General features: G+C 53.9%; 23 protein-coding genes and 1 pseudogene. 15 read left to right on the top strand and 9 right to left on the bottom strand.

Annotated features, from left to right (window positions below; all coding sequences use genetic code 11):
• Positions 1 to 2 precede the first annotated feature (2 nt).
• Positions 3 to 563, bottom strand: coding sequence for a tat (twin-arginine translocation) pathway signal sequence (locus NGJ21_RS25490; protein ID WP_119688896.1), 561 nt, complete (start codon positions 561 to 563; stop codon positions 3 to 5).
• Positions 564 to 682: 119 nt separating this feature from the next.
• Positions 683 to 1075, bottom strand: a complete 393-nt coding sequence (locus tag NGJ21_RS25485; RefSeq protein ID WP_119688897.1) for a VOC family protein — start codon at positions 1073 to 1075, stop codon at positions 683 to 685.
• Positions 1076 to 1285: 210 nt separating this feature from the next.
• Here NGJ21_RS25485 and NGJ21_RS25480 point away from each other — a divergent pair, with 210 nt between their 5' ends.
• Entirely contained in the window at positions 1286 to 1588 is a 303-nt protein-coding gene (locus NGJ21_RS25480; protein ID WP_119688898.1) for a ribbon-helix-helix domain-containing protein, read from the top strand.
• A gap of 80 nt (positions 1589 to 1668) precedes the next feature.
• Here NGJ21_RS25480 and NGJ21_RS25475 read toward each other — a convergent pair.
• The 3 genes and pseudogenes from NGJ21_RS25475 to NGJ21_RS25465 form a co-directional block, all read right to left on the bottom strand.
• Positions 1669 to 2143, bottom strand: a pseudogene (locus tag NGJ21_RS25475) (MMPL family transporter); the annotation flags it as partial.
• Between the two features lie 202 nt (positions 2144 to 2345).
• Positions 2346 to 3125 carry an enoyl-CoA hydratase-related protein gene (locus NGJ21_RS25470; protein ID WP_251962865.1) on the bottom strand — a complete coding sequence of 260 codons (780 nt, stop codon included), beginning with the start codon at positions 3123 to 3125 and terminating at the stop codon, positions 2346 to 2348.
• 13 nt (positions 3126 to 3138) lie between these two features.
• Positions 3139 to 4662, bottom strand: coding sequence for a 3-hydroxyacyl-CoA dehydrogenase (locus NGJ21_RS25465; protein WP_251962864.1), 1524 nt, complete (start codon positions 4660 to 4662; stop codon positions 3139 to 3141).
• 191 nt (positions 4663 to 4853) lie between these two features.
• Between NGJ21_RS25465 and NGJ21_RS25460 the strand changes: the two genes are divergently transcribed.
• The 7 genes from NGJ21_RS25460 to NGJ21_RS25430 all read left to right on the top strand — a co-directional run bounded on the left by NGJ21_RS25460 (position 4854) and on the right by NGJ21_RS25430 (position 10525).
• Positions 4854 to 5612 (top strand): GntR family transcriptional regulator, encoded by a 759-nt coding sequence (locus NGJ21_RS25460; RefSeq protein WP_196914430.1) that lies wholly within the window; start codon positions 4854 to 4856, stop codon positions 5610 to 5612.
• Positions 5609 to 6235 (top strand): glutathione S-transferase family protein, encoded by a 627-nt coding sequence (locus tag NGJ21_RS25455; protein WP_251962863.1) that lies wholly within the window; start codon positions 5609 to 5611, stop codon positions 6233 to 6235. The genes NGJ21_RS25460 and NGJ21_RS25455 overlap by 4 nt, the downstream gene beginning before the upstream one ends.
• Positions 6236 to 6359: 124 nt before the next feature.
• Positions 6360 to 7001, top strand: a complete 642-nt coding sequence (locus NGJ21_RS25450; protein WP_119688901.1) for a glutathione S-transferase family protein — start codon at positions 6360 to 6362, stop codon at positions 6999 to 7001.
• A gap of 16 nt (positions 7002 to 7017) precedes the next feature.
• Complete coding sequence (locus NGJ21_RS25445; protein WP_119688902.1) at positions 7018 to 8229, top strand: CaiB/BaiF CoA transferase family protein; 1212 nt, start codon at positions 7018 to 7020, stop codon at positions 8227 to 8229.
• A 3-nt stretch (positions 8230 to 8232) separates the two neighbouring features.
• Positions 8233 to 8874, top strand: coding sequence for a carboxymuconolactone decarboxylase family protein (locus NGJ21_RS25440; RefSeq protein WP_119688903.1), 642 nt, complete (start codon positions 8233 to 8235; stop codon positions 8872 to 8874).
• Positions 8874 to 9761: an amidohydrolase family protein gene (locus NGJ21_RS25435; RefSeq protein WP_119688904.1), complete on the top strand. Its 888-nt coding sequence runs from the start codon at positions 8874 to 8876 to the stop codon at positions 9759 to 9761. The genes NGJ21_RS25440 and NGJ21_RS25435 overlap by 1 nt, the downstream gene beginning before the upstream one ends.
• Complete coding sequence (locus tag NGJ21_RS25430; RefSeq protein ID WP_119688905.1) at positions 9761 to 10525, top strand: enoyl-CoA hydratase-related protein; 765 nt, start codon at positions 9761 to 9763, stop codon at positions 10523 to 10525. The genes NGJ21_RS25435 and NGJ21_RS25430 overlap by 1 nt, the downstream gene beginning before the upstream one ends.
• 52 nt (positions 10526 to 10577) lie before the next feature.
• On the opposite strand, the gene NGJ21_RS25425 is transcribed toward NGJ21_RS25430, so the two are convergent.
• Complete coding sequence (locus tag NGJ21_RS25425; RefSeq protein WP_174141475.1) at positions 10578 to 11429, bottom strand: alpha/beta fold hydrolase; 852 nt, start codon at positions 11427 to 11429, stop codon at positions 10578 to 10580.
• An 89-nt stretch (positions 11430 to 11518) separates the two neighbouring features.
• Positions 11519 to 12793 (bottom strand): OprD family outer membrane porin, encoded by a 1275-nt coding sequence (locus NGJ21_RS25420; RefSeq protein ID WP_119688907.1) that lies wholly within the window; start codon positions 12791 to 12793, stop codon positions 11519 to 11521.
• Positions 12794 to 13027: 234 nt separating this feature from the next.
• On the opposite strand from NGJ21_RS25420, the gene NGJ21_RS25415 reads away from it, so the two are divergent.
• Both NGJ21_RS25415 and pcaF read left to right on the top strand, forming a co-directional pair.
• Positions 13028 to 14368: an MFS transporter gene (locus NGJ21_RS25415; RefSeq protein WP_251962862.1), complete on the top strand. Its 1341-nt coding sequence runs from the start codon at positions 13028 to 13030 to the stop codon at positions 14366 to 14368.
• 32 nt (positions 14369 to 14400) lie between these two features.
• On the top strand, positions 14401 to 15603 hold the full coding sequence (pcaF, locus tag NGJ21_RS25410; RefSeq protein ID WP_119688909.1) for a 3-oxoadipyl-CoA thiolase: 1203 nt from the start codon (positions 14401 to 14403) through the stop codon (positions 15601 to 15603).
• A 52-nt stretch (positions 15604 to 15655) separates the two neighbouring features.
• Here the strand turns inward: pcaF and NGJ21_RS25405 are convergent, their stop codons facing one another.
• The gene (locus NGJ21_RS25405; RefSeq protein ID WP_147405252.1) at positions 15656 to 15853 is read right to left on the bottom strand and encodes a hypothetical protein; all 198 of its coding nucleotides are present in this window, start codon (positions 15851 to 15853) and stop codon (positions 15656 to 15658) included.
• A 178-nt stretch (positions 15854 to 16031) separates the two neighbouring features.
• Positions 16032 to 16604 (bottom strand): LuxR C-terminal-related transcriptional regulator, encoded by a 573-nt coding sequence (locus NGJ21_RS25400; protein WP_119688910.1) that lies wholly within the window; start codon positions 16602 to 16604, stop codon positions 16032 to 16034.
• A gap of 304 nt (positions 16605 to 16908) precedes the next feature.
• On the opposite strand from NGJ21_RS25400, the gene NGJ21_RS25395 reads away from it, so the two are divergent.
• From NGJ21_RS25395 to NGJ21_RS25375, 5 genes are all read left to right on the top strand, one after another.
• Positions 16909 to 18258, top strand: coding sequence for an MFS transporter (locus tag NGJ21_RS25395; protein WP_251962861.1), 1350 nt, complete (start codon positions 16909 to 16911; stop codon positions 18256 to 18258).
• Between the two features lie 97 nt (positions 18259 to 18355).
• Entirely contained in the window at positions 18356 to 19132 is a 777-nt protein-coding gene (locus NGJ21_RS25390; RefSeq protein WP_119688912.1) for an SDR family NAD(P)-dependent oxidoreductase, read from the top strand.
• 87 nt (positions 19133 to 19219) lie between these two features.
• Positions 19220 to 20620 carry a GntP family permease gene (locus NGJ21_RS25385; protein ID WP_119688913.1) on the top strand — a complete coding sequence of 467 codons (1401 nt, stop codon included), beginning with the start codon at positions 19220 to 19222 and terminating at the stop codon, positions 20618 to 20620.
• A 70-nt stretch (positions 20621 to 20690) separates the two neighbouring features.
• On the top strand, positions 20691 to 21161 hold the full coding sequence (locus NGJ21_RS25380) for a cupin domain-containing protein (protein ID WP_119688914.1): 471 nt from the start codon (positions 20691 to 20693) through the stop codon (positions 21159 to 21161).
• Positions 21162 to 21252: 91 nt separating this feature from the next.
• Complete coding sequence (locus NGJ21_RS25375) at positions 21253 to 21555, top strand: DUF1330 domain-containing protein (protein WP_119688915.1); 303 nt, start codon at positions 21253 to 21255, stop codon at positions 21553 to 21555.
• Positions 21556 to 21568: the final 13 nt, after the last annotated feature.

The following is a 21568-nucleotide window of genomic DNA, read 5'->3' as shown; positions in this document are numbered from 1 at the left end:
CCTCAGGAAAACGCGGGGGGGCTGGCTTCGGTAGGGGCTGCAGGCAGCCATTTCAGATCGTTGAAGCCGCGCATCAAGTAGCCACCTTTGGGGAAGGAGGCTCCCTCGTAGCCAAAGTGCTGGTAGGCGAGTTCGTTGCTATAAAGGGCATTGACCGACACTGATCTGACCAAAGTGAAAAAAGGGGTGTTCTGGATGGACTCAAGCGCGGCCAATTGGCGCCCCTCATCCAGATCCAGCCAGGCGCCACCTGCTGATTTGTCTAGCTCGCTCAGGCCTTGCTCAAGCAGGGGAAGAATGGAGGGGTCAGTCATGGCGCGGTCGTCCAGCGCCTTGATCGCGAAAGCGTACACAGCATCTTCCATCCGATCGTGAGGATAGATGCGGCGTACCATAACGATTAGTCGCGCGGCCACAGTGTTGTTCAGCATTTTCATTTCGAGCGCCCAGGTTGTACTGGGAGCAAGGAGAGCTATGGGGCCGGACGTGAAAAGTAGTGTACCCAAAAGAATTCCGCCGCTGCCTTTGAGGAAGCCACGGCGGCTAGCTTGTAGATCGTTCATGCGGTTCTCCTTTTTGTTCTTATTAGGAGCCTGACATCACGGGTGCTGCGTGAGAGGGGGGCGCGTTTTTCAGACGGTATTGATCGACTACATCTGAACGTCAGATGCTCGAGATTGGGCTATTCATAGTGGCCGGCGCGCTGCAACACTTCGATCTTGTAGCCATCAGGGTCTTGAATGAAAAAGAAGCGAGCGAGCATCTCTTCACCGCGCTTGAATTCCTTGATGGGGGCAGGGGAAAGTCCCATTTCGTTCAACCGAGTGTGATGCTGATCGAGGTCATCTACTGCGAAGGCCACATGGCCATATCCGCTACCGTGGGTGTAGCCGTCCTGGCCCTTGTTCCAGGTCAGTTCTATTTCGGTGCCGCTCTGCTGATCGCGCAGGTAGACGAGGGAAAAGTCGTCGAACTCGAGGCGATGGGATTCCTGCAGGTCGAATGCTTGTCCGTAGAAACGCATGGAGGCATCCAGGTCACCTACGCGGATCATGGTATGGAGGAATTTCGGCATGATCAGGCTTTCCTGTGGTGTTGTTATGCACTCAGGATGGCAGCATGAAAATCTGGCGGGTAATAAGTGGCTATTACGTAGCCCCCCCGGCAGCAAAATGGGCGCGTGTAATAGCGGTTTATTACCCGCGTGCTGCTTTGGGGAGGTACCTTCAGGCTTGGGCCTATTCCCTCGATTGCGACTTAACCAGGTAGATCCAGCGGAGGCGTTATGTGTGAGCTGTATGTGAAGGCAGACCCGATTCTCTATGAGTCGCGCTCGCGCTCCTTGCGTATTCGGGGCGTAGTCACCACCTTGCGTCTGGAAAACCAGTTCTGGGACATCCTGACTGAGATTGCTGAAACGGATGGTGTCAGCACCAACCAGCTCATCGCAAAGCTGTACGAGGAAGTCATGGATTATCGCGGAGAGGTAGTGAATTTTGCATCCTTCCTGCGGGTAAGCTGCACCCGATACCTGAATCAGAAGCAAGCGGTAAATAAAGTAGTTCCATTCTCTATCGCTGCCGGTTGATTCTATCGGTAGCCGAGCAACTCAGCTGTCCGTTGGGCGGTCTTGAGATACCGACCCGCTGTGACACGGGTCGGTGGTGATCAAAGCAGCACCTGTCCAGTTTTTGAATGAGCACCAAGGTGGTGATTTGTTAGGAATAGCCTTGCCAGAGCTGGAGTCAGGATAAGAGCGCCCAGCATGTTCCAGATGAACATGAAGGCCAGCAGTATGCCCATGTCCGCTTGAAATTTGATGGGCGAGAGTGCCCAGGTAGCCACCGCAATTCCCAGCGTGACGCCGGTCAGGATCACGACCTTTCCAGTCGACAACAAGGCATGGTAATAGGCGCGCGATAGCGTCTCACCATTGCGTAGGTTTGATCATCAACATCTGCACATTTGCCTTCTTCACGACGATGTTGGTTGCGGCCTCAATCCCGGCATTACCTGCTGCGGACATGAACTGAAGGGTTTCGCTGTTGTTCGCTGCTGCGAAAGTCTCAACTGTATTCACCACGCGGGTGAGGGTGTCTGCTTTGTGGTCAGCGAGGAAGACATTGATGGTTAGCAGATCACAGTTCTGATTGAACAGTTCTCTTGAGGCGCGCGTAATGATGGCGTTGAGCAGGCCTTGGTTTCGAGGAATTTCGTACCAGGTGAGGCTACCCTCATTCATTCCTGCAGCAGCCTGCTTGCTCAACGCAGCGAGGGAGGTAGTCGTAAAAAGATGCACTTTACCTATCATTTCCAGGGGCAAGGAAGAGATCGAAGTGATCAAGTCAGCGTCCTTGATATACCGGTTTCCGCTTTTCCATGAATGCAGCCATTCCTTCCTTTTGGTCGTTGCTGTCGAATAATTGCACGAATGCACTCCGCTCCCGCTTTAACATGCTATGGAGTGGTGCATCCTCACCTGTTGCGAGTAATTCCTTAATAGCGAGCACTGCAAGCGGAGGTTGAAGTGCTATTCGGGCAGCGATAGAACATGCCCGTTCTAGCGCAGCCCCTTCTTCACACAATTCTGAAATCATTCCGGCACTGAACGCCTGCTCGGCCGTCAGTGGATCACCTGTGAGGGTAAGCAACGCTGTACGATATTTACCAATTGTTCGGAGCAATCGCTGTGTGCCACCTGCTCCCGGCATGATGCCTACGTTAATCTCTGGCTGACCCAGGCGCGCTGTTCTCGAGGCGATAATGATATCGCATGCTAAAGCGAGCTCGCATCCGCCACCAAGCGCATACCCCTCGATCGCGGCTATAACAGGCTTTTTGCAGTAGTCCACGACTTCGAATAGTCGCCCAGTTTTCAGTTCAATGTGTTGAGTCGGGGTCATGTCTCGCATCTCGGCGATATCTGTCCCGGCAACAAAATACCCCCCGGCTCCCGTTATTACCAAAGCATGAACGCGAGAGTCGGCTGCGAGTGTCTCTACAGCTTGGGCTAGTAGTTGTTTGATTTCCAGGTTCAGAGCATTTCGACGCACTGGTCGGTCTAGGGTGATGATGGCGTAGCCATCCTCGTGTATTTGCTGCCGGATTGGGCTCGGAGAAGTCATGTGGGGCCTCAATTCAAAGTTGTTTCCAAGGAGTATTCGTTTGCGCCTTGCGGCGGAGGAGTGCACTGGCGCGGTAACGTCCATCCGGGTAGGTGTGTGCCAGGTTGTCCAAAACGCTGACCACATTGTCATTGCCGAAAGCATCCGCCCAGGACAGCGGGCCGACCGGATAATTGACGCCTTTGAGCATTGCGAGATCGATATCCTCCGATGAAGCGATGCCGTGACTAACGGCTTCCGCAGCTTCGTTGGCAAGCATGCAAAGCGTTCGAGTGACGAGCATCCCAGCAACGTCGTCGATCATTACAACCTGCTTACCCAGCGCTTGAAAAAAGCCAATCGCGCTATCCAAGGAAGCTCGCAAACATGTTTCTGCCTTGCAGAGAACGACGAGCGATGCAGTTTCGTGATCGGTGGAAGCATCGAACAGTACGACTTGATCCAAATTCTGGCTGATCGCTATTTCGGTGGCAGTTATTCCGAGGGACGGGCGTAGCTGGACGCCGTCGATCATTAAATAACCTTCGCCGTTGTGTTTTTCGATGCGGTAACCGTGCTTTTCAGCCAGGCGTCCCAAAATTTGAGCACCGGGGAAATCGCCAAATTGCTGCACAAGGTTTGGCGAAGAGCAGGTACGTTCAAATGCGATCTCAGTCTGACTGGCCGATTCGTCGTATCGGTAAAATCCCTTTCCACTTTTCCGACCGAGCCATCCCGCGTCTACCAGCGCCTTCTGTATGAGTGACGGACGGTAACGAGGATCTTGGAAGAAGGCATCGTAGATGCTTCGAGTCACTGAAAAATTGGTGTCGTGACCAATAAGATCCATTAGTTCAAGCGGCCCCATGCGAAAACCACCCGCATCGCGCAAAGCAGCATCGATGACACCAGGGGATGCGACATTGTCTTGCAGAGCGAGGAGGGCTTCGGCGTAGAACGGGCGGGCGACTCGGTTGACGATGAAGCCTGGAGTTGATTTGCACTCAACAGGGCTTTTGCCCCATTTCACTGCGAGCTCGCTGATCTGGGCTACCACTGTGGCACATGTGGCTTCGCCTTTAACCACCTCTACCAGCGGTAGCACTGTTGCTGGGTTGAAGAAATGCATGCCGATCATCCGCTCCGGCTTTTGCAACGTAGCCGCGATCGCTGTGATCGAGATTGATGAGGTGTTGCTGGCCAGGATCGCACCCTCTCCAACGATTCCCTCAAGCGCTCGGAAAAGCTCTTGCTTGATTTCAAGGTTTTCAACAATGGCTTCAACCACTAACGAACATGAAGCAAGCTCGGTCAAGCTGGTTGCAAGGGTCAGGCGTCCTAGGCATGCGTCGCGTTGATCAGCAGTTAGGTGCCCACGTTTGACCCAGCGATCAAGCGATGATGTCACCGTCTCGGCCCCCTTGGTTAACGCTTGTTGGCGAGTATCGTGCAGGTAAACTGGATGTCCCGCTCGTAACGCCACCGCGACGATGCCCGCACCCATAGTGCCTGCCCCTATGATGCCAATGCTGGCTGATGTACTCAGTGCGGTGCTCATGACTGATATCCGTTTGACAGTGTGAGTGTTGCGTCACTGTACGGACATGGCGCCATAAAGGTCAATAGGATGACCTATGGAATTATAGGGGCTTAGGTTGAAAAGGCTAATAATGTAACTCTATGGTTTATGCGATACTGCCCTGACGCGATTGACGCATGCCCTGAGGGGCTCACAGGTGAGACGAATTGATGAAAGACATGGATGCATTGGCTGGCAAGTCAGGCATTGATTTCAGCCGAAGTGGGGTTGCTCGTTACATCCAGCTGGCCACATTATTCCGGCGTAGAATCGAGCAAGGTTTGTGGCCGGTGGGAGATCAGATTCCCACCGTGGATGACCTTGCAGCGGAATGTAGCGTCGCACGCGCTACGGTAAGGCAGGCATTGGACATCCTCGAAGAGGACAAGCTGATACGTCGCTTCCGTGCGAAAGGAACCTTTGTTATCCAGCAGCCACAAGAGCAAATGTGGTGTGAAGTCCCCACTGACTGGTCGGGGCTTCTGCTCTCTCCCGAAGGGGTTACGACTGAGGTGCTGTCCTTCGACGTCAAGGCTCAACCCGTTAATGTGCAGCACAAAATCGGTGAAATGGCGCCGGAATACAGGTGCTGGAGACGCCGTCATCTGCGAGACGGCAAGCCGTACTACATTGGGAACGCTTTCATTGATTCGCGGCTGGTGCGCAAGATCCCAGCGAAGCTGCTCGAAACCCACACTACCTTGCGGATCCTCAAAGATCTGCCGGGCCTTACGCTCAAAGAAGTGCACCAGACCATCACCATTGGCACTGCTGATTTGGCAACTGCAGAAGCTCTAGAGATCCCACTCAATGCGCCTGTCGCCTACTGCTACCGGTCTGCCATAGATGATCAGGGTCGTCTGGTCTTTGTTGGGGATGGGGTCTATCGGGGTGACGTGGTCAGGCTCGACGTCAAGGTTAGCGTATGACTGCCTTGATGACCCTTCATTGGTCGCCACTTTCGCCTTTCGTCCGGAAGGTTATGTGCGTGATCCATGAGCATCAGTTGCAGGACGAGGTGCGCTGCGTGCGCACCAAGGTCTCGCGGCACACACCCAATGACTCACTGACGACGATCAACCCGTTGTTGCGCATTCCAACGTTGGAGCTGAGCGATGGCATGGCCTTGTTTGACTCGGTAGTGATCTGTGAATACCTGGATACCCTGGGGCATGGCCCACGGCTTTACCCATACTCGTCCGATGCGCGCTGGCAGGCGCTGCGCTGGCAGGCGTTGGGGGACGGTTTGTGTGACACGCTGATCCTTTGGCGACATGAGCGTGACCGACCTGACTCTCAGCAACAACAGGACTTTCTGAAAGCCTCCGCACTTAAGCTCTCGTCAACTTTGCAGATGCTGGAGAAGGAGGTCGAACAGCTGGACGCTGCTCGTTACGGTATCGGACATATCGCAATCGGATGCGCCCTGGGCTACCTTGCAGTTCGGTTTGACGACCTGGTGTGGCGCGACAAATACCTTCTCCTGGCCCACTGGCAGCAACGCTTTGAGGCGCGCGAATCCAGTCGTTTGACTGCACCTCTTCAACCCTGAAAAAAATCGATGAATTAGGGATGGTAAGCTCTTTTCAGATGAGTCTATACTGAAAAGGTCATAAAGATAGCACATAGGATCAAAAGTGACCTTTGCCCCCTCTTCAAGCAGCGCAAGCCAGGTTATGACTCTTCACTGGTCACCTCGCTCTCCGTTCGTACGTAAGGTGATGATCGTACTTCACGAAACGGGTCTTCTCGACCGCGTCACCTGCGTGCGGAATGTGGTCGGTATGAGTCAGCTCAACGAGCAGGTCATGCACGACAACCCCCTGAACAAGATCCCGACATTGGTTCTGGAGGATGGCCGAAAGCTGTACGACTCTCGTGTCATCTGTGATTTTCTGGACGAGCTTCACGGCGGAGCCAAGTTAATACCCGCAGATCGCGCTCGGTATATACAAGCTATGACCTGGCAAGCGTTGGGCGACGGTTTTATCGATGCGCTGTTGTTGTGGCGCAATTGGTATATCGACCGTGGCTTGTCATACGACTGTACAGACGATCCCTTCCTCAATGCGTTCAACCTGAAATGCATTGCGGTGCTAGCTGCGTTGGAAGCCCAGGCAGCAGAGCTTGAGGCCGCGCCATTCGGGCTTGGCCATATCTCTATCGGATGTGCTCTTGGCCAACTCGATTTTCGATGGGCCTTCATTGATTGGCGCTCCGACCACCCAGCCCTCGCGCAGTGGTATCAGCGCTATCAATCTCGACCCTCCGTCATTGCGACCATGATTCGTGACGACAACGCGCCCAGCGCGCCCTAACTCTGGAGTCCATAACATGGCAGGCCCACTTTCACATATCCGTGTACTCGATCTGAGCCGAATCATGGCAGGCCCTTGGTCAGGGCAGGTTTTGGCTGACCTTGGCGCAGATGTAATCAAAGTCGAGCGTCCCGACGTCGGTGATGATACCCGTACCTGGGGGCCTCCTTTCTTGACAGACAAAGAAGGCAAAGCGACGAAAGAGGCGGGTTACTACCTTTCGGTCAACCGTGGTAAACGCTCCGTCACCGTCGATTTGGCTGACCCGGCTGGACAAGAAGTCGTGAGGCAGCTTGCCGCAGCTTCGGACATCGTATTGGAGAATTTCAAGGTAGGTACGTTAAGCCGTTACGGCCTTGGTTATGAAGACCTCAAGGCCGTCAAACCCGATATCATTTACTGCTCCATCACCGGTTTCGGTCAAACAGGCCCGAAGCGTGACAATGCCGCATACGATTTCATGATTCAGGCCATGGGCGGTTTGATGAGCGTGACAGGGGAGCGAGATGATCTTCCTGGCGGCGGCCCGCAAAAAGTCGGTATTCCGATTGTCGATATCATGACCGGCATGTATGCCACCGTATCGGTTCTGGCCGCACTCGCTCACCGCGATCGCACAGGTGAAGGTGAGTACATCGACTTGGCCATGTTGGATGTGCAAACAGCTGTACTGGCCAACCAGGCCATGAATCACCTGGTATCGGGTAAGACGCCGCAGCGTGCAGGCAATCGCCATCCGAACATCCAACCACAAGATGTTTTCAAGTGCGCTGATGGCCATATCGTTCTGGCGGTAGGTAACGACGGTCAATTCCGTCGGTTCTGCGAAGTCATTTCAGAACCAACGTTGGCCGATGACCCGCTGTACGCTACCAACCAGGCTCGGGTCGACAATTTGCCTTCGCTGCTCCGCATCATTTCTAAACGGCTTGCTGAGCGTCCACTGCAGGAGTGGCTGCTCGCTTTGGAAGCGGCAAAGGTGCCGTGTGGCCCCATCAATACTGTGCCGATGGTTTTCGCTGACGAACAGGTCAAATCACGAGAAATGCTACGGGAACTTCCCCACCCACTGGCAGGTGTCGTACCTCAAGTGGTCAGTCCGATTCGCATGCGCAACTCCACCTTGGATTTCAACCGTGCTCCGCCATTGTTGGGCGAGCACACGGTTGAGGTGTTGAGTGAGCTGGGAATCAAGATAGATGTCCCATCCGCCGTCTCGCAGGAGTGAGTCATGGCCAGAATTCCGTTGTTTGATGCTCGCACCATGTCTGAGGCGCAGGCTGAGGTTTATGAAGCCGTTGTACGTGGCCCTCGCGGGCGACTCGTAGGGCCTTTGCGGGCAGCTATGCATAACCCAGTTTTGGCTGACCGCTGGCAGCGCTTGGGTGAAGTGTTGCGTTACGACACTGTTCTCCCGAAGCGCCTCAGTGAGCTGGCTATCTTGGTGACTGCCCGCCGCTGGAACGGGCAGCTGGAATGGCATATCCACGCCGGTGATGCTGCCACTGCCGGTTTGGAGAGTCCGATCATTGAAGCAATCGCTGCGGGTGATGCTCCAGTCTTCGAAGACTCGGAGGCTTGGGACATCTATACATTCGCTCGACAGATGCAGCTTCACGGCGATGTGCAGGAAGATGTGTACGAGCGCATACATGAGCGCTGGGGGACGGTTGGGGTGGTCGAGTTGTCATCGGTGATTGGCTACTACACGCTGGTAGCCATGACCCTGAACGTCCACCGCATTCCGCTACCTGATGGCGTCAAAGCCCCCTTGGATGTGCCAACCGATACCCACTGCGGATTGCCCAGTCTGACAGAGCCTGCGCCGGCCAGATTCCAGGATTGCGCGCAGCCCGCGACGGGGGAGTGCTGATGGATACGATTGAGCCGCGCATGCCGGCCCGTACATCTCGAGTAGTGCCCGCTGGTGCGTGTGACGTTCACAGTCATGTTTTTGGCCCTCTCGAACGCTTTCCAACTGGTGCGGCGACCTATGCGATCCCGTTGGCGACGCCGTCGGTCTATCGACAGATGCTGGACAGCGTCGGGTTGGACAGGGGCGTCCTTGTTCAGCCGGCGCCTTACGGAACCGATACTCGCGCCTTGGTTAATGCACTTGATGCGCTGCGTGGCCGTGCGCGAGGCATCGCTGTAGCTGATTCAGGTATCAGTGATGCCTCCCTGGATGTTCTGCATCGTGCTGGGGTGCGCGGATTGCGCTTCATCGAGATGCTCGACCCCAGTAGTGGGAAGCGCTACGCAGGCAGCATTGGCGTAGATACTCTGCGCCAACTGGCTCCACGCATGCGCGAACGCGGCTGGCACGCACATATCTGGGCCAAGGCTCAGGACTGTCCAGATGTCTACGAATCAGTCAAAGATCTCGATATGCCGATCGTGTTCGATCACATGGGGCAATTTGACGTAACGACTGGGGTCGATGGGGCCGCTTTCCAGCGCTTCCTGGGCCTGCTCGAAAGTGGACAAGTTTGGACAAAGCTGTCGCTGTGTCGTGTGTCTCGGCAGTCCCCTGTATATGCCGAGCTAGAGCCGTTTCATCGGGCCTTGGTGAGCAAACGTCCCGACAGACTGCTGTGGGGATCTGATTGGCCATTTGTTCGCATGGCTGATGCATCGCCAGATGTTGGACAGTTGCTGGATGTCTTCATGAATTGGGTAGGAGATGAAGCAATCATTCGTCAGATTCTGGTAGATAACCCTGCCCATCTTTTCGGTTTCGATATTGAGGGAAGAGAGTGATGCAAGACTTGAAGCTTGAGATCAACGATGGCGTTGCCGTAGTCACTTTGGATCGCGCGCCGGTGAATGCAATCACCCTGGCCCACTACCAAGCCATCGGGGAACTGTTCACCCAGCTGGGTGACGATCCGTCAGTCAACTGCGTGATCTTTACTGCTGCCGGCGATCGTGCATTTTGTGCTGGCCTGGATTTGCATGAGTTCCTTGCTGCCACCGTTGATGAGGATCCTGCTCGTGCCGCTGTAGTCCGGCAATGCTTTGCTGCTGTGCGGCAGTGCGCGGTGCCGGTGATTGCTGCAGTGAATGGCCCAGCGCTGGGAGCAGGAACGGTACTTGCTGCCGTATGTGATATCCGCCTGGCATCGGAACGAGCCAAGTTCAGCATGCCGGAGATCAACGTTGGGCGCTGTGGCGGCGGCGCGCACCTCGGGCGTTTGATCGGTCAGGGTAACCTACGCAAAATGTTCTTCACTGGACTGCCAATTGATGCGGCTGAGGCACTGCGCATTGGCCTGGTAGAGGAAGTTCTACCTCATGAGGAATTGTTGTCGCGTGCGCTGGAACTGGCTCGATTGATCGCAAGCAAGAGCCCACTGGGCCTGCGTATGGGCAAGGCATCACTGAACGAGATCGAGTTCATGCAAGTGGAAGATGGATACCAGGTAGAGCAGAGCTACAGTACACGCCTGATGGCGACCGAGGATGCTCGTGAAGCTACACGGGCAGTAGTGGAGAAGCGAGCGCCGGTATTTGTCGGTCGCTGATTGCACTGCGTAAAAAAGGGAGATCAGCAATGATCTCCCTTTTTTATCAACGCTACTTAGGTAACCCATCAGCCCAATCAGCAATAGCATCGGCTGTTTCCAAGGGCTTCTCTGCCGGTAACGCATGGCTCGCATTTGGAATGACCTTGACGGTCACACGATCTCCAAACTCATCTTTGGTTTCCATGCGGGAGCTCTCGGGACGAAACGGATCCGAGCCAGCCTGTAAGTCCAGAATCGGGGCGCTACCTCCCGCCCAATAGCTTTCTTTAGGTGTGTTGGCTCGCGCTTCACGCTGGCTCCAAGTGACTTCTGGATGCCAGCCGGTAAGCCAGTGGCCGGGATCATTGCCTTCGGCGAAGAACGCCAAGCGCAAAGCAGCGAGCTTTTCATCACGGGATGTTTCCTCAGAATTTATCCGGGTAACTGCCTCTGAAAGCTCACTCGGCCACTGACGAGCGCCACCAGCGAGCAGCACGATCCCGCGAACATCCCCTGGGTGGTCGCTCGCGACGGTTTTAGCTATCCATTGTCCGTACGCATGCCCTGCAACAATTGCAGGGCCTCCCTCGGCGGCAATGACTTTGGCAAAGTCATTGCCAAAGTCGTGAAAAGTCACGTTTTTCATCGGCCCACTACTGCCTGCGATACCCCTAGGTTCAGGCAAAACGACTCGATAACCCCGTCTCACCAGTTGCTTGGCTAATGGAGCAAATTCGGCGCTGCCCCGTCCGGTGGATGCCAGGATCATGACCAGCGGGCCTTCGCCTTGTACTGAGTAAGCGATCGTGGCGTCTGCATTCTGGATTGAACGGTGTTGGAGATTATCCTGCGACCAGGCGATTGGTATGAGCGCAATGGCCCAGATAGAGCTTAGTGATGCGACTGATTTCGACAGTTTCATTGTTACACCTTCGTATGGTAACGGGGCACGAGCGCTCCCATCCCGACACTAGGTGGTCAGGATGGGGGAGGGGGCCGAGTGCCGAGTGCTTAGAACTTGAAGCTGTAGTCGACGATCAGCCGATCCTGGTCGCTGTTTCGCTGGTAATTGCTACGCATCACGCCATGGCGCCAACGCACGCCGAGGTCTCTGAATGTTCCGCTTTGCACCACATATCCAATATCGGTATCGAGCTCACGCTCGCGACCTTCTTGCTGGAAACCCACCACTTCTGCGTCATCGCTCTTCACATAACGCACGGTTAGCATCAGCCCTGGGATGCCTGCGGCAGCAAAGTTGTAGTCATATCGAGCTAGCCACGAAGCTTGGTTCTGCTTTGCGAAATTGGTGATCATCATTTCTGTATGCAGATAGGTTGCGGTACTTTCGAGCTGAGGGTATGCGCCCTTGCCATCTACCTTCTGATACCCGGCTTGCAGCGTGTGGCCATTCCACTCGTACCCAAACAGCCCACTGTAGATCCAGTTGTCGATAGACCCTGCGTCGCCGGAGCCAGCTTCTTCAGAGGCAAACAACCTTATGTCACTGACAATGCGTCCTGGCCCTGCCGGCAATTTGCCTTTGATTCCGATGAAGTGTTGGCGATAAACGTCCTGCAGCTCTCCGATGTTGTAGCTGAGCACCACATCCTTGCTGACTGCGTAGTCTGCAGCTGCATATTTGAAGTCACCGTCATCGGTGCGTGGGTACTGTCCATTTGCGTAGGCAATACCGATTCCCTGGTAATCGGTCGAGTCGCGATGACGAGCTCGATCAAGCTTACCGGCTCTGAGCGTCAGGCCAGATATCGAGGTATTTGTTACTTGGGTACCCTGAAAATCTTGAGGGAACAGCCGCGTGGTGCTTGGTTGCAGCACTCCCAGGTTGGGGTTGATAGTGCCGAACAGCACTTCAGTATCTCTGTAGAGCCTGAGCTTCGCTGTCAGCGCGAGTTTGCTGTACTCGTCTTGGGACTCTCGAGCATAGCTGGGGCCTCCAGGGCGGCTTTCGGCGTTACGAGGCAGCAGTCCGGAGCCGCTTCGCTCAGGACTTGAGTCGAGCTTGAACCCCGCCATCAGGGCAGCATCCAGCCCCAGGCCAATATCTCCATCCGTATATCCAGACTGGAACCGAAAGGTCAGACCCTGTGCGGCTTCTTCTACGCGGTTTTGCCCGGTTCCATCGCGGTAATCATTTTGAAAGTAGAACGTTTTTGAGTCGATCGAGGTTTTGCTGTCCTCGAGAAACGCGGCTTGTACGCCTGAGGATGCGGCCAAGGTGAGCGTGGTCAGCGTCAGCAGCTGCCGGTTCAGGTTTGTTGTCATTGTTACCTGTCCTATGTGGGGGCGTTTCTGTCAGCTGACGTTGAGTCAGCTCTCGACAATTACCGGCGAGGACGACCAAAAAGTCAATAGGCTATAGGAATGACCTATTGACTTTTAGGCGTTGCGGGGGTCTCATGCAACACAGCAAGCGCCCAAGGCTTGGCTGATAGCCGTACACTGAGCTGGCACGCTCATGTGATGGCAAAACTGATAACAACAACAGGGCAACCCACAATGATCACAGCGCGCAATAGTGCAGATGCCGTCCAGGCGTTCACCGACGAACAGTTCGCTCAGCGGACGTTCGCACGAGTGAAATGGAAGATCCTGCCACTGCTCATGATCTGCTACGTCTTGGCACTGATTGACCGGAATGTCATCGGCTTCGCCAAGCTCGGCTTCATGACTGACCTTGGTTTCGGCGAGATGGTGTTCGGCATTGGTGCCGGAATCTTCTTCGTCGGATACATCCTTTTTGAAATTCCGAGCAACCTGATGCTCCAGCGCATCGGTTTCCGCAAGACGGTACTCCGCATCATGATCATGTGGGGAATCGCCTGCGCGGCGTTCTCAATGATGCAAAACGAGATGCTGTTCTACATTCTGCGCTTCGCGCTGGGTGTGGCTGAGGCAGGCTTCTTCCCCGTTGTGTTGTTGTTCCTGACACTTTGGGTTCCGCGCAACCGCCGAGCCAGTGTCACTGCAATGTTCATGGCTGCAATCCCTATCTCGGGAATGATCGGTGGCCCATTGGCGGGCGGCATCATGCAGCATCTGGATGGTTTGTTCGGCCTCAAGGGTTGGCAGATCCTGTTTCTGGTAGCCGGCCTGCCTGCCTGCGTCATGGGTGTCGTCACCTACCTGTTGCTCGATAACTCGCCCAAAGAAGCCAAGTGGCTTTCTGATCAAGAGCGCAAAGTCATTCTTGATGAGTTGGCTGCAGATGACACCAGCAACGCCAATGAACACCATTCACTCTGGGGGGCGTTCAAAGACAAGCGTGTCTATGTACTGGCGTTCACCGCGTTGGCGGTTTTCAGTGGCGCGGTTGCCGCTGCATTCTGGGTGCCAACAATCATTCGCAAGACTGGCGTAACTGATCTGTTCCATGTCGGTCTGCTGTCTGCGCTTCCCTTCATGGTCGGCATGATCACTCAGTATTTGGTAGGTAAGCATTCGGACAAAGTGATGGAGCGCCGCTGGCATGTAGCGATTTGCTTGAGTGTCTCGGCGATTGGTTGGTTGACGCTGGCCATTCTCCAACCCAATACCACAGCCTCGGTAATTCTTCTGGTAATCGCCACAGCATCCGTTCTTGGCGCGACCGGCCCGTTCTGGACACTCCCCGGCAGCCTGCTTACTGGCAAGGCAGCAGCAGGCAGCATCGCCTTGGTAACCACTTTGGCAGGTGTTGGTAACGTATTTATGCCAGCCATTGTAGGTGCATTGATTGACCTCACTGGCAGCATGGCCGCGTCGCAGGCTGCTTATGGCGTTCTGATGCTCACAGGCGCCGCAACAATCGTGTTGGGTACTCCGGCTGAAGCTGGTAGGCCAGTCACCAAAGCCAACTGATTCGATTCGAGACTTGAACAGGAACCATTCACATGCGTGATGTTTTCATATGCGATGCCGTTCGTACCCCAATCGGGCGTTTTGGTGGGGCCTTAGCGGGAGTGCGAGCGGATGACTTGGCAGCTGTTCCTCTCAAAGCCTTGATTGAGCGCAACCCTGGAGTAGATCTGAACGCTATCGAGGAAGTGTTCTTGGGTTGTGCAAATCAAGCCGGCGAGGACAATCGCAATGTTGCGCGCATGGCGGCGCTCCTGGCCGGGCTGCCTGAGAGTGTGGCCGGGGTGACGCTGAACCGGCTGTGTGCTTCAGGACTTGATGCTGTTGGCACTGCATACCGAGCTATTGCTTGCGGCGAGATGGAGCTGGCTATTGCGGGTGGCGTCGAGTCGATGTCCAGAGCTCCATTCGTGATGGGGAAGGCTGAGACAGCTTTTTCTCGTGCCATGAGTATTGAGGACACAACGATTGGTTGGCGCTTCGTCAACCCTGCGATGGCCGAGCATTATGGCGTCGATAGCATGCCGCAGACAGCTGACAACGTCGCTGCGCAATATGGCGTTTCCCGTGAAGAACAGGATGCATTTTCTAGCCGTAGTCAGGCACGCGCGGCGGAGGCTCATCGCAGTGGGTTCTTCTCTGAAGAAATCGTCCCTGTAGTAGTCCGTCACCGGAAGGGCGAGCGGATCGTTGACCAGGACGAACATCCGCGTCCAGAGACCACCATCCAAACATTATCAGCGTTAAAGCCGGTTAACGGCCCTGGCAACACTGTTACCGCAGGCAATGCGTCGGGAGTCAACGATGGTGCAGCCGCCATGTTCCTCGCAAGCGCTGCTGCGGTCGAGCGCCATGGCCTCATCGCTCGCGCACGTGTACTGGGTATGGCTAGCGCAGGGGTCGCTCCACGGGTGATGGGTATTGGGCCAGTGCCAGCTGTTCAGAAGTTGCTTGCCAGAATCAATCTTGAAATCAGCGACTTTGATGTCATTGAGCTCAACGAGGCCTTTGCCAGTCAAAGTCTTGCCGTGGCCAGGGCGTTGGACATCGCAGATGATGCCAAGCAGCTAAATCCTAATGGCGGCGCCATCGCCCTTGGTCATCCACTTGGCATGAGTGGTGCTCGCCTGGTGATGACGGCGGTGCATGCCTTAGAAAAACAGGGTGGACGGCGTGGCTTGGCGACAATGTGCGTTGGAGTAGGCCAAGGCTTGGCGCTTGCGCTAGAACGCGTTTGATAGGTATCTCAAGCCAGGCTTGCCTGGCTTTCCTGCAAGAAGAATTGTAGCGCTATACAAAAGCTCGCGCTGCTTCACTGTCTTGGGTTAGTAAATACCTGAACCAAGCGGTCATGTAGCCATCTCCCTTGTACAGCATCTCGCCGTGATCTGCCTGTTTTCGGCGTGCCATTACACTTAAACCATTTCCTTTCAGGCTTTGATACTGCGCATAACTGTTCTCAAGCTTGGCGGGAAAATTGCTGTCCAATTTTCCAGTCCCGGCTATACCATTGGTGAAGTAAGAAAGCTAGGCTTATTGCAAGCGGAGATGCATGCTGCCGCTCAGGTAATTATTGCAAATCCGAGTTTCATCTGACGTTTCCCTTGCGGCTTACTGTAATACAGCTTTTCCTTGATGCAAATAACAGTTTTGGAAATTTGCAGTGTCAGTCCAGTACGATAATTTTGGAGACAAGTTCCGCGCTGTTCTTGGCCTTGAGCTTTTTCATCAGGCGAGCACGGTGAACCTCTACAGTGCGATGAGAGATATTCAGTCTGCGGCCAATCTCTTTGCACGTAAGCCCGTTCACAATGTCTACCGAAATCTCACGCTCTCGGGGCGTGAGGTTTACAGCCGTGCGGATAGCACGATCAACCCGCTCGAAGTGCCAGACCATCAGTTGGAATGGATCCTCCGGTGTCAACGTGAAACCGCTTGCCCGGGCCCAGAACACTTCCCCGTTGCGGTGTTGCATGAAGCGCTCATCTGAGTAAGCGCCGTTCTTCGCGTGCCTCAGCCAGTTCAAGCTCCGCTCCCCTATATCGCGGAAATCGGTCTGCGAAGGATAGAGCTTGAGCAGGAGCTCTCCGATGAGTTCCATCCGCTCAAAGCCAAAAAGGCTGCCGAAAGCCTGGTTCACCTCCAGGATGCGGCGATTCGATGTGATCACCTGTGGGGCCGGAGAGACTTGAAAACCAATCCGTTCAAGATCTTGTGGCTGAAGTAAGTGATCACTCATCGGGGGCCTTCTAAACGCTTAGGGCGAACCCGCATCGTAACACGCATGGCGCTACTCGTACGTGTACGTAGTTGCACGAATAGCGGTGTCCTGGTGGGTGATGCAGTCTAAAGCCAGCTCTCGGACTTGAAAAATGACCGGTGCCATCGTCGGTTATCTGCATGAATCAGGTCGGCCGAGAGGACGCCGCCCCATTTCAGAGGAGAAGGAAGTTAAGGCTGCAAGAGGCCGCCGGCCGATAGCAGGCCTGTCAGAAATAATTTACGTGTGTAGTCCATGAATAAAAATAAAAGAGGATACAACGATGAGTGATGGATCTGAAGGTGTAGTTCGACAACGTAGACGTGCTTTCATCGGTGCTACCTCGGGGCACCTCATCGAGTGGTATGACTACGGTGTCTATGGCTTCCTGGCTGTTTACATCGGCCAAGCTTTCTTCGTATCAGATGATCCAACAACAAGCTTGCTGAGCAGCTTCGCAGCCTTCGCATTGAGCTTTTTCATTCGGCCACTGGGCGGTCTCTTTTTCGGGCCGCTCGCGGACAAAATCGGACGGCGGCGTACCTTGATCACGGTCTTGGTAATGATGTCCGGATCCACCTTCCTGATCGGTCTTGCTCCAACGTACGAATCAGTGGGTATCGCTGCACCCATCTTGCTAATACTGATTCGCTGCATTCAAGGTTTTTCAGCGGGTGGAGAAATCGGCACGATTACGAGCTTCATCTCCGAATACGCTGGGCCTGGCCGTAGGGGGTTCTCAACTTCCTGGTTGATGGTAACTGCTGTATTGGGCTTGGTGTTGGGCGGAGTCGTAGCCAACGGCATGACCTACCTCATTGGTGCGGAGTCGATGCAGAACGGGGGATGGCGGATCCCATTCCTGCTTGCCGGCCCTATGGGTTTGGTATCGATGTATATTCGGCTAAAGTTGGAAGACAGCCCTGAATTCCTGGCTCTACTTCACTCTGGCGGAACGTCCAAAGCACCGCTGCGGGATGTGTGGCAGTGGAAGCGCTCGATCGCGTTGGTTTTCTTCATTATCTCCCTTCACAGTTCGATTTTTTACCTGGTACTCACGTTTGCCTCGACGTATATGTCGAAAATTCTGGGTTTCAGTAGTGGTGTGACGCTTCTTTACGTTTTCAGCGCTAGTATCACTTCGGCTGCTGTGATGCCTCTAGGCGGTATGTTTACTGATCGCTATGGTCGGAAAGGCTTTCTCTTGGTTGTGGCTGTTCTTGCAACCTTGGCAATGTATTGGCTGTTCCATTCTGCTAAAGGTGCGACCCCGCTCACCTTCCTTGTACCACTAATGGCCGTAGCGATTTTGTTCGGGCTTTATGCCTCATCGACCTATGCCACAATGAGTGAGTTACTGCCGACAAAGGTACGCTCAACCGGTATAGCTATCGCTTACAACCTACCGGTAGCAATGTTCGGCGGAAGCGCGCCCTTGATCTCTACGTGGTTGATTCAGTCGACAGGCGATCTTTCGTCCCCATGGTACTTCTACGTATCCACAGGTATTGCTTCAGTCGCCGCGTTGTTGTTCTTGCGAAAGAGTGATTTTGTAGGTGACAAAGCTGTTGCGCAGTCAGAGCCGAGCCAGCAAGCGCACGTTTTGCTGCGTGGACAAGGTATCTCTGGTTAGGGTGTAGCATTCGGAATGCATGGTGTAGTTGTTTTATGTTCGCACGGGCAAAGCTCACCCGTGGCTGTAAATTGAAGAGTAATTTGAGGAGACTGTCATGGGTTTTGAAAATAAAACTGCGTTTGTTACCGGCGCCGGGTCTGGCATTGGTGAGTCTGTGGCTGTAGCGCTCGCTGCTGCAGGCGCTAAGATCGCAGTTGCTGATGTAAATCTGGAAAACGCTGAAAAGGTAGCTTCTGCTATTCGTAATAGCGGCTACCAAGCAAAGGCAATCTCCGTTGATGTATCTAATCCAGAATCTGTAGAGAAAGCATTTTTCTTAGCGGAGTCTTGGTACGGAGAAAGCACGAATATTCTTGTCAACAGTGCTGGCATATTAGGTCTTCACAGCTTCATTGACTACCCCGCTGACCTGTTCGTAAAGGTTTTGGCAGTAAACGTCACTGGGGCATTTCTTTGCGCACAACGAGCGGCAAAAAGCATGGTCGCACTCGGCTGCGGCAGAATCATCAACATCGCGTCGATAGGTGCTGAGCGAGCAGGTATTGGCCGAACGGCTTACGGGACGTCCAAGGCAGCCATGGCTGGCCTTACCCGTCAACTCGCAATGGAGCTGGGGCCGCACGGCATTTCCAGCAATGCCATTGCTCCCGGGCCGGTGCTTACGCCTCTCACTCAGGAAAGCTATACACCTGAAACCATCCAGGCTTACAGCTCAATGATTCCAGCTGGACGACTTGGAATGCTGGAAGAAATGACCTCAGCAGTCTTGTACCTTGCATCTGATGCAGCAGCTTATATTAACGGTGTTCTGCTTCCTGTTGATGGTGGTTATCTCGCAAGCGGTGTTGCCAAAACCGGCAAGCTGGGGTAGTCCCTGCACGCTAGGGGGATGAGCATCCCCCTAGGCGTTTAAGCCTAGTGTGACCCGTACAATAAAAATAATGCAGTGAGGTACTGAATGTCCGTTTTTATAGCACTGGCTGCCTTAGTGTTCTTAATGGTTATGGCCTACCGAGGCTACAGTGTAATACTCGTAGCTCCTGTTGCAGCAATGGGAGCAGTATTTCTGGTTGACCCATCTTCTGTGGCGCCAGTCTTCTCCGGTGTATTTGTGGAGAAGGTTGCTACGTTTGTTAAGTTGTATCTCCCTATCTTCTTGCTGGGTGCTGTTTTCGGGAAGGTAGTCGAAATTTCCGGCTTCTCGGAGGCCATCGTTTCCTCCGCTATTCGTCATTTTGGTAAGTCAAAGGCGAATTTGGTGATTGTCGCTGTATGCGGCTTGATGACCTATGGAGGTGTTTCTGTCTTCGTGGTCGTTTTTGCCGTATACCCATTTGCAGCGGAGCTATACAAGCAGAATAATATTCCTAAGCGGCTGCTGCCAGGAGCGCTTGCGCTTGGCTCATTCTCATTCACCATGGATGCGATGCCAGGTACTCCACAGATCCAAAACATCATCCCAACCACATTCTTCAATACAACCTCGTGGGCGGCACCGATCCTAGGTATATGCGGATCACTGTTCGTTGTCACTATAGGTCTCCTTTACCTTGAGTATCGTCGCAAGTCGGTTACGAAGACAGGTGAAGGTTATGGCGAGGGACACATAAATGAGCCTGAACGGACTCAGTTGGCATCCCTTCCAAGCCCTGCATTGGCCATCATCGCGCTGCTGATCGTGGGTGTTACCAACTATCTGTTGTCCACCTACATACCGCATTGGTTTGAGTCGTCATTCACAGTGGAGAGCAGCCTGTTCCCTGGCGCTACAGGCACGATAGCCGGGAAAACTTCGAGTGTTGCGGCCATCTGGGCGGTAGCGGGAGCTTTGCTCTGTGGAATTTTGTTCGTCTGCATCGTTGCTTTCAGACAGGTCAGCACTCGCTTCGCCGCAAGCACAAAGCAGGCGGTATCTGGCGCTTCCTTGGCGGCACTGAACACAGCCTCCGAATATGGCTTTGGCAGTGTCATTGCTATTTTGCCTGGCTTCGTTGCTGTGAGTGGTGCTTTGCAATACCTCACTGATCCTTTGATCAAAGCCGCAGTTTCTGTAAGCACACTAGCTGGGATTACTGGCTCTGCGTCTGGAGGCTTAAGTATCGCCCTCGCGGCGATGGGCGATCAGTTAACCAATGCTGCAAATGCCGCCGCTATACCCTTAGAAGTTATGCATCGAATAGTATCTATGGCCAGTGGTGGTATGGACACATTACCCCATAATGGCGCGGTTATCACCTTGCTGGCTGTTACCGGATTGACCCACAAGCAGTCGTATCACGAAATTTTCGGCATAACAATTATCAAAACGCTGGCTGTGTTTTTTGTGATCGCTCTCTATTACGGTTTTGGTCTGGTGTGAGTGCTCTAGTTCAGGGGATCTTTTAAATGATTGGGCGTTAGCCCTGGCTGTCAAAGGTGAGGAGAAAGTAATGAGCAATATTGATCCGAGTTCAATTCCTCAGGTAGGAATTCCTGATGAGGTTGCCGAGCTGCTGCAGAAGCTGACCCACGCTACTCCCGAGAATGCACCATTTGTCGCAGGACGTCGGCATTTTTTCAAATACCGAGACTTGGGGCTGACTGATGCTACTGGAGGATTGGCGCGTGCTCAGGTTACTTGTGCGACGGATGTGATGGAGGAGACTGGTTGGCACTATCACATCTGCGATGTGCATTTTGTCTATGCGCTGCGCGGATGGATCGATCTACAGTTCGAAGACGGGCGTACCATCCGGGTGAACACAGGTGAGTCACTGTTCATTCCACCAGGGCTCAAGCACAACGAGACAGCGATTTCGCCTGATTTGGAGCTTTTTGAAATGTCTGTGCCGGCCAAGATGGGCACTGTAGCTTGCGACCCGCCGGCCCACCTGCCAAAGGGTGCTGCTGAAGGCGTCTAGGTATAAGGAGTTCAAAGCGGGGCGAAATAGGTAGGGACTGCCCCGCTTAGAAACTTTTAATTATGATTGCTAAATACCTGAGGTTTTTAGTATGGGTGCTAAGGGCTACCTTTTTGCGGAGCTCACCGTTCACGACCATGAAGTCTTTTACCATGAGTATATGGAGAAGGTGCGTCCGATCCTAGAAAGCTGGGAAGCCAACTTCCTCATATCGACTAACTCTCCTGAAGTCATCGAAGGCAAGCGTTTAGTGCCCAGGGTGATTCTACTTGAGTTTTCAACTTTGAAAAAAGCTCGAGACTTTTACTACTCAGAAGAATACCAATCCATCATTCAGCTCCGGTTTGACGCTTCAGTAGCACACCTTTACATCATGGAAGGATGTGCGGGCTAGGCCTGAGCAGAAA

Origin of the sequence: Pseudomonas sp. Marseille-Q5299, assembly GCF_943737035.1 — a bacterium.
Lineage (GTDB): Bacteria > Pseudomonadota > Gammaproteobacteria > Pseudomonadales > Pseudomonadaceae > Aquipseudomonas > Aquipseudomonas putida_E.
This window is presented reverse-complemented; position numbering and strand designations above follow the sequence as displayed.